This window comes from Streptomyces sp. MST-110588, from assembly GCF_022695595.1.
Lineage (GTDB): Bacteria > Actinomycetota > Actinomycetes > Streptomycetales > Streptomycetaceae > Streptomyces.
Window position 1 is genome coordinate 1,878,101 of the sequence record NZ_CP074380.1, and the last position, 14,940, is coordinate 1,893,040.

The window sequence follows — 14,940 nt, forward strand, 5'->3', positions numbered from 1 at the left end:
AGCCGTCGCAGCAGACCCGGCCACGGTCACCGGCGCGTCCGCTGTCGGCTCGGGGAGCCCGCACGGCTGACGGCATCCGGCCGGCGGCGGAAGTCCGGTCGACCGATGGCATCCGGTCGGCAGCCGGGGGTCGGTCGGTGGGCGGTGCGGCGACCGGGGCGATACCTGTGCCGGTAGGGAGCAGCGGTCCCCAGGCGACAGGGCGCGGCGACGACGGGGTGGCGTGGAGCCCGCGGCGGGCGACCGGTACGGCAGCCCGGTGACGTCCCGGTCCTGTGCCACTGCCGTACCGCAGCGTCCCCTTCAGGCGAATCCCCTTTAGGCTAGTCCGCTTTGGGGGTGAGCCCTGGGGGCGTTCACCGGCCTTTCGTACCGGTCGCCCGTCGTCCCATCGTCTCGCCGTCTCGTCCTCTGCGCACGGACCCGGCGCCGGCCGTTGACCGGTCACCGGGGGATGCAGCGAGACGGAGGCGCAGAGCCGCGGAGGCACAGAGGAGAGGCACGGACGCCCGGGGCAGGGAGGCGCGGCAGCGAGCCCGGTCGGTCCGGTGACCGCCGGGCTGCTCCCTGCCGCTCCCGCTAGGCGCTCGCGCCGAGGATCGCGTTGATCCGCTGCGGGTCGCCGCAGACGATCAGCAGGGATCCGGCCCGGGCCATGGCGGTGGACAGCGCACGCACGGTGGCTTCCTCGGTGCCGCCGTTGACCGCGGCGACCACGACGGGACGCCCCGTGACACGCTCGGCGGCGGCCTGCGCGTAGAACACGTCGTCCGCGGCGTCGTGCTGCGCCCAGTAGGACGCCTCGCCGAAGGACAGCTCGTGCGCGGCCCAGGGGTGATTCTCGCCGGTGGTCAGCACCAGGATCTCGCCCGGCGCGCGCCCGGACTCCAGCAACAGGTCGACGGCCTCGTCGGCGGCGTCGATCGCCCCGCCGTCCGGTGCCGGGATCAACTGGAGCTGGGGTCCGGAAGCGGCGCCGGTGCCGGAACCGGTGTCACCGGTGGGGGCGGCGGACTGCTTGCCGGGGCCCGGGCGCTGGGCCGGCGGAGCCGCGACCGGCCCGCGGGGCGGAGCGGCGGGTCCGGGCTTGCCGGGGCGGGCACTGGCCGCGGGCGCTCCGCGCGGAGGCGCGGGGCGGGGCCGGGACCAGGAACAGGACGGGGGGTCGGCGCGGTGCGGCCGGCGGCCGGAGTTGCGCGGGGACCCGGGACACTCTCGTGAATCTGAGGCTCCTCGGGGATGAGAGGCATAAAGGGATGTCTATCAAACGTAGGTGCGGAACGCGTCAGCGGGTACCGAATTCACGTCCGCACCGCTCAGAAGTCGAAGCCGAGTTGGCCACCGGCCTCCAGAGCGGCTGATTCAGGTGTCATGCGCACTTTCTTCAGGTGCTGCCAGCGGGGCAGCGCGTCCATGTAGGACCACGACACCCGGTGGTGCGGCGTGGGGCCGTACTCCTCCAGGGCCGTGCGGTGCGCCGGTGACGGGTACCCGGCGTTGTCCGCGAAGGCGAAGTCCGCGTGTACACCGTCGAGTTCGGCCATCATGGCGTCGCGTCGCACCTTGGCGATCACCGAGGCCGCGGCGACCGCGACACAGGACTGATCCCCCTTGATGACCGTACGAACCCTCCAGGGCGCACCGAGGTAGTCGTGCTTGCCGTCGAGGATGACCGCGTCCGGGCGGACCGGAAGCCCCTCCAGAGCCCGTACGGCCGCCAGTCGCAGTGCCGCGGTCATGCCCAGCTCGTCGATCTCCTGCGCGGTGGCGTGCCCCAGGGCGTAGGCCGTGACCCAGTCGCCGAGGAGTGCGGCGAGTTCGGTCCGGCGCTTGGGTGTCAGGAGCTTGGAGTCGGTGAGTCCGGCGGGCGGGCGGCGCAGTCCGGTGACGGCAGCGCAGACGCTCACCGGGCCGGCCCAGGCACCGCGGCCGACTTCGTCTACTCCCGCGACGATCTTGGCGCCCGTGGTGGCGCGGAGTGATCGCTCGACGGTGTGGGTTGGGGGCTCGTACGGCATGGCGCCAGTCAGGGTACGCCTAAACGCGGCGGGCGTCCGCATCGGGCGTGGCCGGGGCCCGCCCCACCCCTCTCACCTGGGCCGATGAGGCGTACGGGGGCCCGGCCCCGACCAGCCACCGCCGGCGCCGGGCAACGGCCCCGGGAGGTCCCGCCGGGGCTTGTGCCGCAGGCCCGGCAAGCGTCGGGGCGCGATCGGACGGAGTACGGCTTCGCCTGATGCCGAGAACCGGACGGCGAGGCGGGCAGGGCGAGCCGGAGCGGGGCGATGCCGGGCGTCCGGCCGGACGGAAAGTGGAGGATCGCATTCCGGTTGCGGCCTTCAACTGCCCGCCTGTCGACTCGGGTTGAATGGTCGGCGGTACGGGCACCCTGGCGCGTCGGCAGGCTGCACCGACAGGCCGACGTGCGCGGGACTGGCGACGGACGGGCCCGCCGGTCCCGCACTCGTCAGCCCCGCGCACGCCGCCGGTGGCTCCCATGGCCGTACGGAAGCAGCGCACTGGCAACAGCCCGTACCCGGGCGGCTCGCTCAGGCGGCGCGGGCCGGCACCCAGGCAGGGAGGGGTTCGGTGCGGTCCAGCCAGTCCCGGGGCGGGGCGCCGCCCTCGGAGGCGCCGACGATCCCTCCGACGATCGCGCACGTCGTGTCCACGTCACCGCCGGCCTGGGCCGTGGCCCAGAAAGCGTCCTCGTACGCACCCAGGTGACGTGCCGCGGCCCACAGCGTGAACGGCACGGTGTCGTGGGCACTGGTGCGCCGCCCGCAGCCGAGCACCGCGGCGACCGTGCCCGCGTCGCCGTAGTCGAGCATGTCCCTGGCGCGCCGCAGACCGGCCTGGACGGCGCTGCGCGGGATCAGCTCCAGCACGCCGTCCAGCAGCTCCTCCGGCTTGGTTCCGCGGGCCGGACCGGCGGCGATGGCCGCCGCGGCGGCGACCGCCATCGCTCCGACGACCGCCTCGCGGTGCTGGTGGGTGGTGTAGGCGGAGATCTCCGCCTGATGCGTGGCCTGCTCGGGGTCATCGGCGTACCAGGCCCCGAGCGGGGCGATACGCATGGCGGCGCCGTTGCCCCATGACCCCTGGCCCTTGAAGAGGCCGGCCGCCAGCTCCCGCCAGTCGCCGCCCTCGCGGATCAGCCGGAGCATACGGCTGACCGCCGGGCCGTAGCCGCGGTCGACGTCGTGGTGCTCGGCGAAGGACAGGGCGAGCGCGTCCTGGTCGATGCGGCCGTGCGCGGTGAGCACGGCCAGCACCGAGCAGGCCATCTCGGTGTCGTCGGTCCACTGCCAGGGAGCGGGCGGAAGCCGGCGCTGCTTGAGCTCGGGGTAGTGGACGGGGACGAAGAACTGGGATCCGAGGGCATCGCCCACGGACAGTCCTCGCAGGCTTGCGAGGGCCCGCTCGAAGCGGTCTGCGTCACGGTGGTCGGCGGTCATCGGTGTGCACTCTAACCGGTGATGCCGTACGGCTCCGGTTCACGCCAGCGCTCGAACGGGCGGTCCAGTGAGTAACGCCCGTCCGGACCGAGCAGCAGCGTGCGCCACTCGGCGTTGCCCGGGTTGGCCAGCGACTCGAATTCCGCCACGGTCCAGTGGAACCACCGCATACAGAACAGCCGCATGGTCAGCCCGTGGGTGACGATCAGGACGTTGGGCGGGTGGTCCGGGTCCTCGAAGCTGCGCCACAGGCTCTCCAGGAACGCTCCCACCCGGTCGTAGACGTCCGCGCCGGACTCGCCCTGCGCGAAGCGGTAGAAGAAGTGCCCGTAGGCGTCGCGGTACGCCTTCTGCCGCCGTACGTCGTCCCGGTCCTGCCAGTTGCCCCAGTCCTGCTCACGCAGCCTGGGCTCCTCGCGGACCCGGACCCGCGTCGCGTCCAGGCCCAGCGCCTGGAAGGTCTGGTGCGTGCGGCGGTAGGGCGAGACGTAGGCGGATATCCGCTCGCCGCCGAACATCCCGCGCACCGGCTCTCCGGCCTCCTCCGCCTGCCGCAGCCCGGCCTTGGTCAGGCTGAGCGCGTGGTCGGGCTCTCGCTCGTACACCGTGTCGTCGATATTCCCCTCCGATTCGCCGTGCCGGATGAGGACTATGCGTCGGGGCCGTGCCATGCCGCCACCCTAAAACGCCTGCCCTGTACATGCCTCGTACGGCTGTCGTTCTCCTGAGGGCCCCTGCGTGCCCGGGGCCTCCACGCCCTCATCGCGGACCGCCACAGACCACCGCGAGCCACCACAGGCCACCACAGAACGCCTCGAACGCTTCGAACGGTCGCGCGCGTGCCGAGCCCCGGTCCACGGCCCGCCCATACCGCTCGCGCTCACCGCGCCGGTATCAGGTGACCCCGGCGTATCTCGCACCGCCGACCGGTGAAGTGCCGGGCCAGGTCGCGGTCGTGCGAGACCACGACCAGGGCGCCGGGCCAGGCCGCCAGCGCCTTCTCCAGTTCCTCCACAAGGTCCAGGGCCAGGTGGTTGGTGGGCTCGTCGAGCAGGAGGAGGTCGGCGGGACGGGCCAGCAGCCGGGCCAGGGCCAGCCGCCGCCGCTGGCCGACGGAGAGCGCGCCGACCGGCACGGTCAGGTCCCGCTCGCGGAACAGGCCGAAGGACAGCAGCAGTTCGGACAGCTCCCCGTCGTCACCGGGCAGCCCTTGCCCGAAGGCCGTCAGCAGCCGTTCCCGCGGACGGCGGACCGGTATCTCCTGGGCGAGGTAGCCGATGCGCCCGCGCCGCACGACCGTGCCCGCGTCCGGCTGCCGGACGCCCGCCAGCACGCCCAGCAACGTGCTCTTCCCCGCACCGTTGGCTCCCTGGACCAGCAGTCGCTCCCCCGCCGCGACGGCCAGCCCGTCCACCGCCAGCCGGTCCCCCACCCGCACCCCGACGAGCTCGACGAGAGTGCCCTGGGCCGCCGTGGCGTGCGACGGCATCCGGAAGCGCAGCGGTTCGGGGGGCTTGGGCACCGGTTCCGCCCGCAGTCTGCGCAGCCGTTCCTGGGCGTTGCGCACCCGGCCGGCCACCGAGGACTGCACGCGCCCCTTGTCGCGGTCGTACGCCATTTTGTTGTTGTCCTTCATCGCCCGGCCCGGTGCGACGCTGCGCGCGGTCGTCGCCGCGAAGTCCGTCAGTCGTGCCACCTCCGCACACCACTGTGCGTACTCCTGCTCCCACCGCCGCCGGGCGGCTTCCTTCGCGGCGAGGAAGGTGCCGTATCCGCCGCCGTGGCGCACGACCGTGCGCCGGTCGGCATCCACCTCGACGATCGTCGTGGCGACCCGCCGCAGGAAGAGCCGGTCGTGCGAGACCGCCACGAGCGTTCCGCGGTGGGCCAGCAGCGCGCCCTCCAGCCATTCCAGGGCCGCCGCGTCCAGGTGGTTGGTCGGTTCGTCCAGCAGCATCACCTCCGGTGCCGCCGCGATCAGACAGGCGAGGCCGAGCCGCGCCTGTTCACCACCGGAGAGGCTGCCGAGCGTCCTGTGCCGCGTTATGTGGTCGAGACCGAGGCCGTGCAGGGCCTTGTCGACGCGGGCGTCGGCTTCGTACCCGCCCCGCAGCTCGAAGAGGGTGAGCAGGTTGCCGTACTCCTCAAGCAGCGCCGGCTCCGCCGTCCCGGCGGCACCCATCCGGCCCTCCAGTTCACGCAGCCGGCGCTCCATGCCGCGCAGTTCCGCGAGCGCGGCGTCCACCGCCTCCTGGACCGTCCGGTCCGGGGGAAGGCCGGGTGTCTGGCCGAGACGGGCCGCCCCGCCCTCGGCGACCAGCACCGCCCGGCCGTCGTCCGGCCGCTCCGCACCGGCGAGGAGCCGCAGGAGCGTCGACTTGCACGCACCGTTCTCCCCCACGACCCCGACGCGGTCGCCGGGACGTATCGCCAATGAGACTCCCTCCAGCAAGGGGCGGTCACCATAGGACTTGGTCACTTCGTGCAGCGCGATCTGTGTGGGCAATCGGTACCTCCGGACGCGGACGGGCTGGCTTCGGACAGGAACGGCGGGGCGACACAACGACGCCAAATGCTACGGCTGTTGCATTACGATGATGATGGCACAGTCGACCCGACTAACGCAACTGGAGTTGCAGTTGACCGAGAAATCCGAGGCCGCCGCGCCGGCGCCGGGCAGCCGCCGCCCCGGCGGGCGCACCGCCCGCACCCGCGCCGCCGTCCGCGACGCCGTCCTGACGGGACTGGTCGAATACGGCTACCCCGGCCTGACCGTGGAGTACGTGGCCGAGCACTCCGGCGTCCACAAGACGACGCTCTACCGCCGGTGGGGCGGGGTGGAGGGGCTGGTCGCCGACGCCCTGGACCTGGCCGGCGAGGACACCTGGACACCGCCCGACACCGGCTCGCTGGAGGGTGATCTGCGCGCGCTCGCCCACGAGGTCCTGGAGTCCTTCACCGACCCGGCCGTCGCCGCGTCCGCCTCCGCCGTCATCGCCGCCGCGTTCCGTTCGCAACAGGCCGCCGACGCGCTGCGCGCCTATTACGGCGAGCGCTTCACGCGCTGCGAGGCCATCGTCGGGCGCGCCGTGGAGCGCGGCGAACTGGCCCCGGGCCCGCACGAGCGCATCGACGCCGGCGCGCTCGTACGAGCCGTCTCGGCACCGCTGCTCTTCCGCCTGATCATCACCCGCGAACCCGTCGACGGCAGGAGCGCCGACCAGGCCGCCGCGGCAGCCCTCGCCGCCGCTCGCGCCGGGGTGTTCACCGCGGCGGCAAGCGGGTCGGAGCCGGTCCCGGGAACGGCCCCCTCCGGCGCCGCCTCACCGACAGCCTCGGCCTGAACCGTCGGCGGCGTACGGCGCGGAGCGCGAGGACGCGCCTGTCACGCCGGTCACGCACCCCGACGCGCCCCTCACGGCACAGACCGCCCGCACCACACCCCGCCGCAACCGGCAGCGCCCGGGCGGGCGGCGCGTGTGTCACCAGGCGCCGCCCATAAGGGAGTTCAGGCCTGGGCAACAGATGGCAGGCAGTGATGCCGGGCACGTCTGAGCCGTACGATGGCGCGGTGCTGGTCAAGTGGATTAGTTGCACAGTCGTGGACCGTCGGGGTTTCGAACGGGGGCAGCGGAAATGGGCGGGGCTTCTGGGGGAGCCGGGGTTCCGCGGGCAGGGCGGCGGCTGGAGCAGGTCCCGGCCCGGTGTCGCGCACCTCGTCGCCTTCTGGGAGAGCAGGGCGTTCTACGACTCCTTCATGGCCCGCTCCCACGACCGGCTGGCGGCGGCACAAACAGGTACGTACAAGGACATCCGAGTCCGCCTTTTCGAGCATGAACTCGATGTGAAGGTGGGGTTCCGGCCCGTCTTCACGGACGCCGATGTGCTGCGGATCGCGCACTGCCAGGTACGGGGCAATCGCGTGGACCACTTCATGCTGATGCAGGAGAAGGTCTGGAACCCGGCGATGGCGGGATCGCCGGGCATGCTGCGCGGGCTGCTGGGGCGCGCTCCGGGAGAGGAGTTCCTGATTCTTTCGATGTGGGAGTCGGCGGCCGAGCGGGGGAAGTACCGGCCGGAGCGGGTGGAACGGCTGGCGCTGCGCGCGCAGACGGAGGCGGACGTACGGGTCGTGACGGGGGACGTGGCCGACCTCGAACCGTCGTGGACGGTGGTGTGAAGCGGGGTTCCGGAGAGGGGGCCCGGAAGAGGGAACCCTGGGGCGCAGCCTCCGAAGCGCGAACGCCGAAGTGAGAGCCTCGAAACGCGAGCCTCGAAGCGTGAGTTTTGAAGCGTGAGCCTTGGAGCGTGAGTTTTGAAGCGTGAACGCCGAACTCGGCGTCGCCGTCGCCGCATTGCCGCGCCCAGATCCGCCCCGCCCTCCGGCCACGCGGAAGAGCTAAGCTGAAGATCATGGACGCCTTGTATCCGCGCCTTCTGGTGGAGGATTTCGAAACCTCGGTCACCTTCTGGCAAGCCGCGCTCCGCGATCTCCTGGACATCGAGCCCGTGAAGGTCATACCCCAGGCCGGCTACGCCAACTGGGACCTGGACGGCCAGGCCGTGCTCGTCCTCTTCTCGCGTGCGGCCCTCGCCAAGGCCGTCGGTACCGACAACCTGCCGGTCCGCTCCACGGCCCAGGACTCCGCCATGCTGGTGTTGCGCGTCCCGGACGTGGACGACGCCGCCGGCCGCCTCGCCGCGCACGGCGCCGCCCCCGTCACCGAGCCGCAGGACCGCCCGGACTGGGGGCCGAATCTGCGGACGGCCCATCTGCGGGCCCCTGACGGTACGTTGGTGGAACTCCAGTCCTACTGAGCAGCCCGTACGGTCAACGCGCCTCCATAGAAGGGACGTCCGGTGAGCAGTCTCAGCAAGGGGATCAGGAAGGCCGAGGTAGCGCTCAAGTGGGATTCGAGCCCCCTCGGCACCCCGGCCCACGATCTCGATCTCGTCGCCGCGACCTACACGTCGGACGCCCCGTACGGCCCCTTCGCCTACCTCGTCTATTTCGACCAGCGGTCACCGGACGGCACCATCGCCCTCAACAGGGACAGCCGGACGGGCCTGGGCCTGGGCACCGACGAGGTCATGACCCTGGAGCTGGACCGGCTGGCGCCCGACTACGTCCGCGTGGTGGTGGGGGTGACCGTCCAGCAGCGCGACGGGCGCCGGACGTTCGGCGATGTGGCACGTACGGGCGTACGCGTCCTTGAGGGGCCCGAGGTGCTGGCGGAGGACGACCTCGCCGACGTCGCGGACGCCACCGCCGCGACCGTCGCGGAGTTCACCCGGAACGACGCCGGGGTGTGGCGGTTCCGCAAGCTGCTGCGGGGCTTCGACACCGACCCGGCGGGCTTCGCCGACCTGATGGGCTCCCCGGAACCCTGACGGTTTCGATGACGGCGCGTAACAGCACTCACCGAGCCCCGGCCGGCTCCACGCATACACGTACAGCTCGTATGCACGTACGTCTCGGATGACACGTACACCTCGTATGACACGTACGGCACATACGTGTCATACGAACCGTGGCACACCTACGGCGCCTACAAAACGCACGACACATACGACGGACGGCCGACGACCGCCGCGGCGTCGGACACCAGGCGGGCCACGGTACGCGGATCGGCCAGGCAGGTCAGGTGCCCCTGCCCGGGCCAGACGACGAGCCGGCCGTCGCGGCAGGCCCGTACGAACGCGTGCGCGTCATGACGGAATGGGTCCTTCGTCCCGTACGCCAGCCAGACCGGGCCCGGATAGGCGGCGAGCGCGGCCGGCGGGTCGAAGCCGATGACGGCGCCGACGACGGCCGGCACCACCTCGCTGGTCAGGCCGCCACCGATCAGCGCCTGGGCCGCGGGCCGCGGGAGCTGCCGCCGGAAACCCCACGCGCTGACGCGGTTTCCCGTGGGCGGGTGGAGCGCCGCGGCGCGGGCCACCCCGCGGAACGCGGCGGCGAACAGCCCGCGAGGCAGCGCCGTACACCCGATGGCCACCAGCCCGGCGACCTTGTCGGGGTGACGCTTTGCGGTGGCGATCGCCACATAACCGCCCAAAGAGAGCCCGACGACCAGAGCCCGTCCGCCGAGCCGGTCGATGGCCTCGGCCACCGCGTCCACGGCCGCGGGCAGGGTGAACGATTCGCCGCGGCGCCGGCCGTGCCCGGGCAGATCGGGCGCCTCTACGGGGTGACGGGCTTCCACGGCCTCCATCACCGGTCCCCACATCGTCCCGCTCACCCGCATGCCGTGCACGAACACCACAGGCAGTCCACGCGCAGCCAGTTCCCTTGCAGCCGGCTCGCTCACAACCAATTCCCCCTCGGACAGTGCGCTCTCTCGGCTTCTCGCGGCTTCCATGACCGCTACGCTAGCGCAAAACGCAACGCTACGTTGCGTTGTTTTTCGACTAGAGTAGATCGCATGAGCGACGACAACGCACAACGCCGGGCACCGGCCGCACCCCGGAACGGCGGTGGCCCGCGCAAGAAGCAGGAGATCTTCGACGCGACGCTCGACCTGCTCAGGGAGAAGGGCTACGCCGGGCTGACCATCGAGGGCGTCGCCGAGCGGTCCGGGGTCAACAAGACGACCATCTACCGCTGGTGGCCGTCCAAGGGAGCGCTGCTGGGCGCAGCCCTCATAGGCGCACGGCAACTCGGCCTCACTCCCCCGGACACCGGCACCCTTCAAGGCGATCTGGAAGCGCTGCTGCGGACGATGCTCAAGCTGCTCACCGACGCGCCGGCCGCCGACATCGTGGTCTCCGCCCTGGGGGCGGCCACCCAGAGTCCCGAGATGGCGGAGCACGCCCGTGGCTTCTTCGCCGACCGGCTCGCGCGCGAGCGGCCGATCTTCGAACGCGCAGTCGCCCGCGGTGAGCTCCCGCCGGACACCGACCCGATGCTGCTGGTGGATCTGCTGGCCGGCGCCGCCTGGCTCCGGATCGTCTTCCGCCGCGAGCCGGCCGGCGAAGACTTCGTGACGCATGCCGTACGTACGGTCCTGAGCGGCGCGGCCGTCCCCACCCTGCCGTCGGACCCCTCACCGAAGCCCTGACCCGGCCCCGCCCGCAGGCGGCCCCCGCCCGCACCCGCACCCGCGCACACGTACACGCTCGACGAGAGGGACCGGCGTGCTGCCGGTCCCCCATGAGCGTCAAAGTCAGCTACGCGCGCGCCACCGGAGCGTGCCGTCCCTCATCGGGTGGCGCCGGGGCACCGAACGCCCGCAGACCCAGGTCGGACGCCGTCCCGGCAAGCCGGGCGAACCGCTGGTCGCCGGCTGCCAGAGCCTTCCTCGCCGTCCCGCACCAGTCCTCCCGGTCGAGAAGTGCCAGGTAGCCGTCCCGATAGGTCCGCCAACGGCCGACGGGGCCGATCGAGCCCGGGTCGCCGTGCTCCCCCAGGTTCCTCGCGAGCAGTGCGGCGATGTGGTACCGGCCGGGGGAAGGCCCCAGCCGGTCGAGGTGACGCAGGTGGGCGGCCAGTACATCCTCGGCGTGCGGATAGCTCCCAAGGGTCGTGCCCATGCCGTCGCACCAGGTGAGTACGTACAGGAGCAGGCCGGCGTGTTTCACGGTCCCGGCATCCGCGGTCGGTCCGCCGAGGGCCTGGTGCAGGGCCGCGGCCCGGGCGACCTTGCCGGCGAAGTATCCGTTGAGCACGTCCCCGTCAACGGCTTCGCGAAGCAGCCAGTCCCGGACGTCCGAACGGCCGTCGGCCAGCCGGCAGAGCACCTCGACCACGTAGACCCGCCCCCAGCCGGTTACCCGGTCCGCCAGCCGGAGGAGTGGCTCCGCACCGTCCGGCAGCCGCTCCAGCGCATGCGCCGCGAGCGGACCGAAGGTGCGGGAGAGGAGCCCGATGGTCTGGATGTACGGAACGTCCTCGACCGTGCCCACCGCGGCGAGCAGGGCCAGACCCACGACGACGTCGTCCGTTTCGGTTCCCTGCCCGACGAGCCGGCGCCCGGCCTCCCTGGCCCGCGGGCCCGCGCGCAAGGCGGCCTCGGTGATGCGTCTGTTGGGATGGATGGGTACGTGGATGCCGTGGAAACGACCGGCCAGTTGACCGGGTACGGAGCGCGGGTCGGCGAAGTGCTCATCGAGGACGGCCGCGATCTCGGCCCCGGCCTGATCACGGTCACGTGAACGGTCCGATTTCCGCCTGCTGCGGCGACGCTCCTCATCGGGGTACGGCTCGCCGTCCTGTGGCAGTGGAGCGTCGGGGGTCAGCTCGTGCAGCCGGAGAGCGTGCTCGAACAGTGTGGTCCTGGATCCGGGAAGCTCGGCCCCGGGCGCCTTGTTCATCGGCGGACGGAGGACTCGATTCTCTTGATCATGACCCAAGCTTAGCCAGTACGGCACTCATGGCGGCAAGCCCCGTCCGCAGGAACGTCACCACGCCACCACGCCGCCAGCACGACGAGAAGGAAGACGACGAAGACGAAGGGGACCGACACGATGCCGGTCCCCTTCGTGAGCCGTGGGTCAGCTACGGGCGCGGACCACGCCGGACGCCATGTCCCACGCGGTTCCGCCCGATATCAGCTACAACCGCTGGTCGAGCCGCAGCCCTCGCACAGGTAGCAGCTTCCGGCGCGCTGCATCTTCGTGCCGCAGGAGAAGCACAGCGGCGCGTCGGCGTTGATGCCGAGCTGCATCTCCACCAGTTCGGCGTTGGTGTGCGCCTGCTTGGGAGCCGGGGCGGCGGTCTCCTCGACGATCTTGATCGCCGGGGTGTCCTTCTTGGGCGTCTCGATCTGGCGCGGCGCGGACTGGGCCAGCCCCTCCACGTCGACCTCGTCGTCGGCCGGCTCGTACGAACCGGTCTCCAGGTGGCGCTGGCGCTCCTCGACGGAGTGGATGCCCAGGGCCGAGCGGGTCTCGAAGGGCAGGAAGTCCAGCGCCAGGCGGCGGAAGATGTAGTCGACGATCGACTGCGCCATCCGCACGTCCGGGTCGTCCGTCATGCCGGCCGGTTCGAAGCGCATGTTGGTGAACTTCGAGACGTACGTCTCCAGCGGCACGCCGTACTGGAGGCCCACCGAGACCGCGATCGAGAAGGCGTCCATCATGCCCGCGAGGGTCGAGCCCTGCTTGGACATCTTCAGGAAGACCTCGCCCAGACCGTCGTCGGGGTAGGAGTTGGCGGTCATGTAGCCCTCGGCGCCGCCGACCGTGAAGGAGGTGGTGATGCCGGGACGACCCTTCGGGAGGCGCTTGCGGACGGGGCGGTACTCCACGACCTTCTCGGCCGTGGCGGGCTCCTCGGCCTTGGCGGCCTCCTCCTTCTTCTTGGCGGAGAGCGGCTGGCCGACCTTGCAGTTGTCGCGGTAGATCGCCAGTGCCTTCAGGCCCAGCTTCCAGCCCTCGAAGTAGACCTCCTCGACCTCCTCGACGGTGGCCGACTCGGGCAGGTTGACGGTCTTGGAGATCGCGCCGGACAGGAACGGCTGGGCCGCCGCCATCATCCGTACGTGGCCCATGGCGGAGATCGACCGCTCGCCCATGGCGCAGTCGAAGACCTCGTAGTGGGCCGGCTTGAGACCGGGGGCGTCGATGACGTTCCCGTGCTCGGCGATGTGCGCGACGATCGCCTCGACCTGCTCGGGCTGGTAGCCGAGCCGCTTCAGGGCCTTGGGGACCGTGTTGTTCACGATCTGCATGGAGCCGCCGCCGACGAGCTTCTTGAACTTGACCAGGGCCAGGTCCGGCTCGACGCCCGTGGTGTCGCAGTCCATCATCAGGCCGATGGTGCCGGTGGGGGCCAGCACCGACGCCTGGGCGTTGCGGAAACCGTCCTTGTCGCCGAGGCGGATGACGTCCTGCCACGCCTCGGTGGCCGCGGCCCAGACGGGGGTGTCCAGGTCGTCCATGCGCTTGGCGGCGGCGTTGGCGTCGGCGTGCTGCTTCATGACGCGCTTGTGGGCGTCGGCGTTGCGGGCGTAGCCCTCGTACGGGCCGACGACCGCGGCCAGCTCCGCGGAGCGCTTGTAGGACGTACCGGTCATCAGCGAGGTGATCGCACCGGCCAGCGCACGGCCGCCGTCGGAGTCGTAGGCGTGACCGGTGGCCATCAGCAGGGCGCCGAGGTTGGCGTAGCCGATGCCGAGCTGGCGGAAGGCGCGGGTGGTCTCGCCGATCTTCTCGGTGGGGAAGTCCGCGAAGCAGATGGAGATGTCCATCGCGGTGATGACCAGCTCGACGACCTTGGCGAAGCGCTCGGCGTCGAAGGACTGGTTGCCCTGGTCGTCGTCCCGCAGGAACTTCATCAGGTTGAGCGAGGCCAGGTTGCACGAGGAGTTGTCCAGGTGCATGTACTCGCTGCACGGGTTGGACGCGGTGATGCGGCCCGACTCCGGCGAGGTGTGCCAGTGGTTGATGGTGTCGTCGTACTGGATGCCCGGGTCGGCGCAGGCCCAGGCGGCCTCGGCCATCTTGCGGAACAGGCCCTTGGCGTCGACCTCCTCGATGACCTCGCCGGTCATCCGGGCGCGCAGCCCGAACTTCGAGCCGGTCTCGACGGCCTTCATGAACTCGTCGTTCACCCGGACGGAGTTGTTGGCGTTCTGGTACTGGACGGAGGTGATGTCCTCGCCGCCCAGGTCCATGTCGAAGCCGGCGTCGCGCAGCGCGCGGACCTTCTCCTCCTCCTTGACCTTGGTCTCGATGAACGCCTCGACGTCCGGGTGGTCCACGTCCAGGACGACCATCTTGGCCGCGCGGCGGGTGGCGCCGCCCGACTTGATCGTTCCGGCGGACGCGTCGGCGCCGCGCATGAAGGAGACCGGGCCGGAGGCGTTGCCGCCGGAGGACAGGAGTTCCTTGGAGGAGCGGATGCGGGAGAGGTTCAGGCCGGCGCCGGAGCCGCCCTTGAAGATCATCCCCTCTTCCTTGTACCAGTCCAGGATCGACTCCATGGAGTCGTCCACGGAGAGGATGAAGCAGGCGCTGACCTGCTGCGGCTGCTTGGTGCCGACGTTGAACCACACCGGCGAGTTGAAGCTGAAGACCTGGTGGAGCAGCGCGTGGGCGAGCTCGTGCTCGAAGATCTCGGCGTCCGCGGGGGACGCGAAGTAGCCGTTGTCCTCGCCGGCCTTGCGGTAGGTCTTCACCACACGGTCGATGAGCTGCTTGAGGCTGGACTCGCGGTCCGGGGACCCGACCGCACCACGGAAGTACTTGCTCGTGACGATGTTGACCGCGTTCACCGACCAGAATTCGGGGAACTCGACGCCACGCTGCTCGAAGTTGATCGAGCCGTCGCGCCAGTTGGTCATGACGACGTCACGGCGCTCCCACGTCACCTCGTCGTACGGGTGCACGCCCGGGGTGGTGTGGATGCGCTCGATACGCAGACCCTTGCTCGCCTTGCTGCCCTTGGCGCGGGAGCCTCGTGCCGGGCCGCTCGTCGTCTCTGTCATTCCGCCTCCCTGTACGGGCAAACGCCCATATGTGCGCACTTCTTCCCGTGGCA

The 14,940-nt window shown here is 71.2% G+C and carries 12 protein-coding genes and 1 pseudogene; 5 read left to right on the forward strand and 8 right to left on the reverse strand.

Annotated features, from left to right (window positions below):
* Window positions 1–579: 579 nt before the first annotated feature.
* From KGS77_RS08200 to KGS77_RS08220, 5 genes and pseudogenes are all read right to left on the reverse strand, one after another.
* Window positions 580–1,250: pseudogene (locus KGS77_RS08200) on the reverse strand (hypothetical protein).
* Window positions 1,251–1,316: 66 nt separating this feature from the next.
* Window positions 1,317–2,018, reverse strand: coding sequence for a ribonuclease HII (locus KGS77_RS08205; protein ID WP_242579885.1), 702 nt, complete (start codon window positions 2,016–2,018; stop codon window positions 1,317–1,319).
* A 531-nt stretch (window positions 2,019–2,549) separates the two neighbouring features.
* Window positions 2,550–3,458: an ADP-ribosylglycohydrolase family protein gene (locus KGS77_RS08210; protein WP_242579887.1), complete on the reverse strand. Its 909-nt coding sequence runs from the start codon at window positions 3,456–3,458 to the stop codon at window positions 2,550–2,552.
* 11 nt (window positions 3,459–3,469) lie between these two features.
* Complete coding sequence (locus tag KGS77_RS08215) at window positions 3,470–4,129, reverse strand: histidine phosphatase family protein (protein WP_242579889.1); 660 nt, start codon at window positions 4,127–4,129, stop codon at window positions 3,470–3,472.
* A gap of 209 nt (window positions 4,130–4,338) precedes the next feature.
* The gene (locus KGS77_RS08220; RefSeq protein ID WP_242579891.1) at window positions 4,339–5,964 is read right to left on the reverse strand and encodes an ABC-F family ATP-binding cassette domain-containing protein; all 1,626 of its coding nucleotides are present in this window, start codon (window positions 5,962–5,964) and stop codon (window positions 4,339–4,341) included.
* 133 nt (window positions 5,965–6,097) lie between these two features.
* Between KGS77_RS08220 and KGS77_RS08225 the strand changes: the two genes are divergently transcribed.
* The 4 genes from KGS77_RS08225 (at window position 6,098) to KGS77_RS08240 (ending at window position 8,849) form a co-directional block, all read left to right on the forward strand.
* Entirely contained in the window at window positions 6,098–6,802 is a 705-nt protein-coding gene (locus KGS77_RS08225; RefSeq protein ID WP_242579893.1) for a TetR/AcrR family transcriptional regulator, read from the forward strand.
* A gap of 227 nt (window positions 6,803–7,029) precedes the next feature.
* Window positions 7,030–7,638 (forward strand): YdbC family protein, encoded by a 609-nt coding sequence (locus KGS77_RS08230; protein ID WP_242579895.1) that lies wholly within the window; start codon window positions 7,030–7,032, stop codon window positions 7,636–7,638.
* A gap of 233 nt (window positions 7,639–7,871) precedes the next feature.
* Window positions 7,872–8,276: a VOC family protein gene (locus KGS77_RS08235; protein WP_242579897.1), complete on the forward strand. Its 405-nt coding sequence runs from the start codon at window positions 7,872–7,874 to the stop codon at window positions 8,274–8,276.
* A gap of 42 nt (window positions 8,277–8,318) precedes the next feature.
* Window positions 8,319–8,849 (forward strand): TerD family protein, encoded by a 531-nt coding sequence (locus KGS77_RS08240; RefSeq protein ID WP_242579900.1) that lies wholly within the window; start codon window positions 8,319–8,321, stop codon window positions 8,847–8,849.
* 158 nt (window positions 8,850–9,007) lie between these two features.
* Here KGS77_RS08240 and KGS77_RS08245 read toward each other — a convergent pair whose 3' ends face one another.
* Entirely contained in the window at window positions 9,008–9,769 is a 762-nt protein-coding gene (locus KGS77_RS08245) for an alpha/beta hydrolase (RefSeq protein ID WP_242579903.1), read from the reverse strand.
* 114 nt (window positions 9,770–9,883) lie between these two features.
* Between KGS77_RS08245 and KGS77_RS08250 the strand changes: the two genes are divergently transcribed.
* Entirely contained in the window at window positions 9,884–10,519 is a 636-nt protein-coding gene (locus KGS77_RS08250; RefSeq protein ID WP_242579905.1) for a TetR/AcrR family transcriptional regulator, read from the forward strand.
* A 109-nt stretch (window positions 10,520–10,628) separates the two neighbouring features.
* Here the strand turns inward: KGS77_RS08250 and KGS77_RS08255 are convergent, their stop codons facing one another.
* Both KGS77_RS08255 and KGS77_RS08260 read right to left on the reverse strand, forming a co-directional pair.
* Window positions 10,629–11,771, reverse strand: a complete 1,143-nt coding sequence (locus KGS77_RS08255) for a hypothetical protein (protein ID WP_242579907.1) — start codon at window positions 11,769–11,771, stop codon at window positions 10,629–10,631.
* Window positions 11,772–12,007: 236 nt separating this feature from the next.
* Window positions 12,008–14,887 carry a vitamin B12-dependent ribonucleotide reductase gene (locus tag KGS77_RS08260; RefSeq protein WP_242579909.1) on the reverse strand — a complete coding sequence of 960 codons (2,880 nt, stop codon included), beginning with the start codon at window positions 14,885–14,887 and terminating at the stop codon, window positions 12,008–12,010.
* Between the last annotated feature and the right edge of the window lie 53 nt (window positions 14,888–14,940).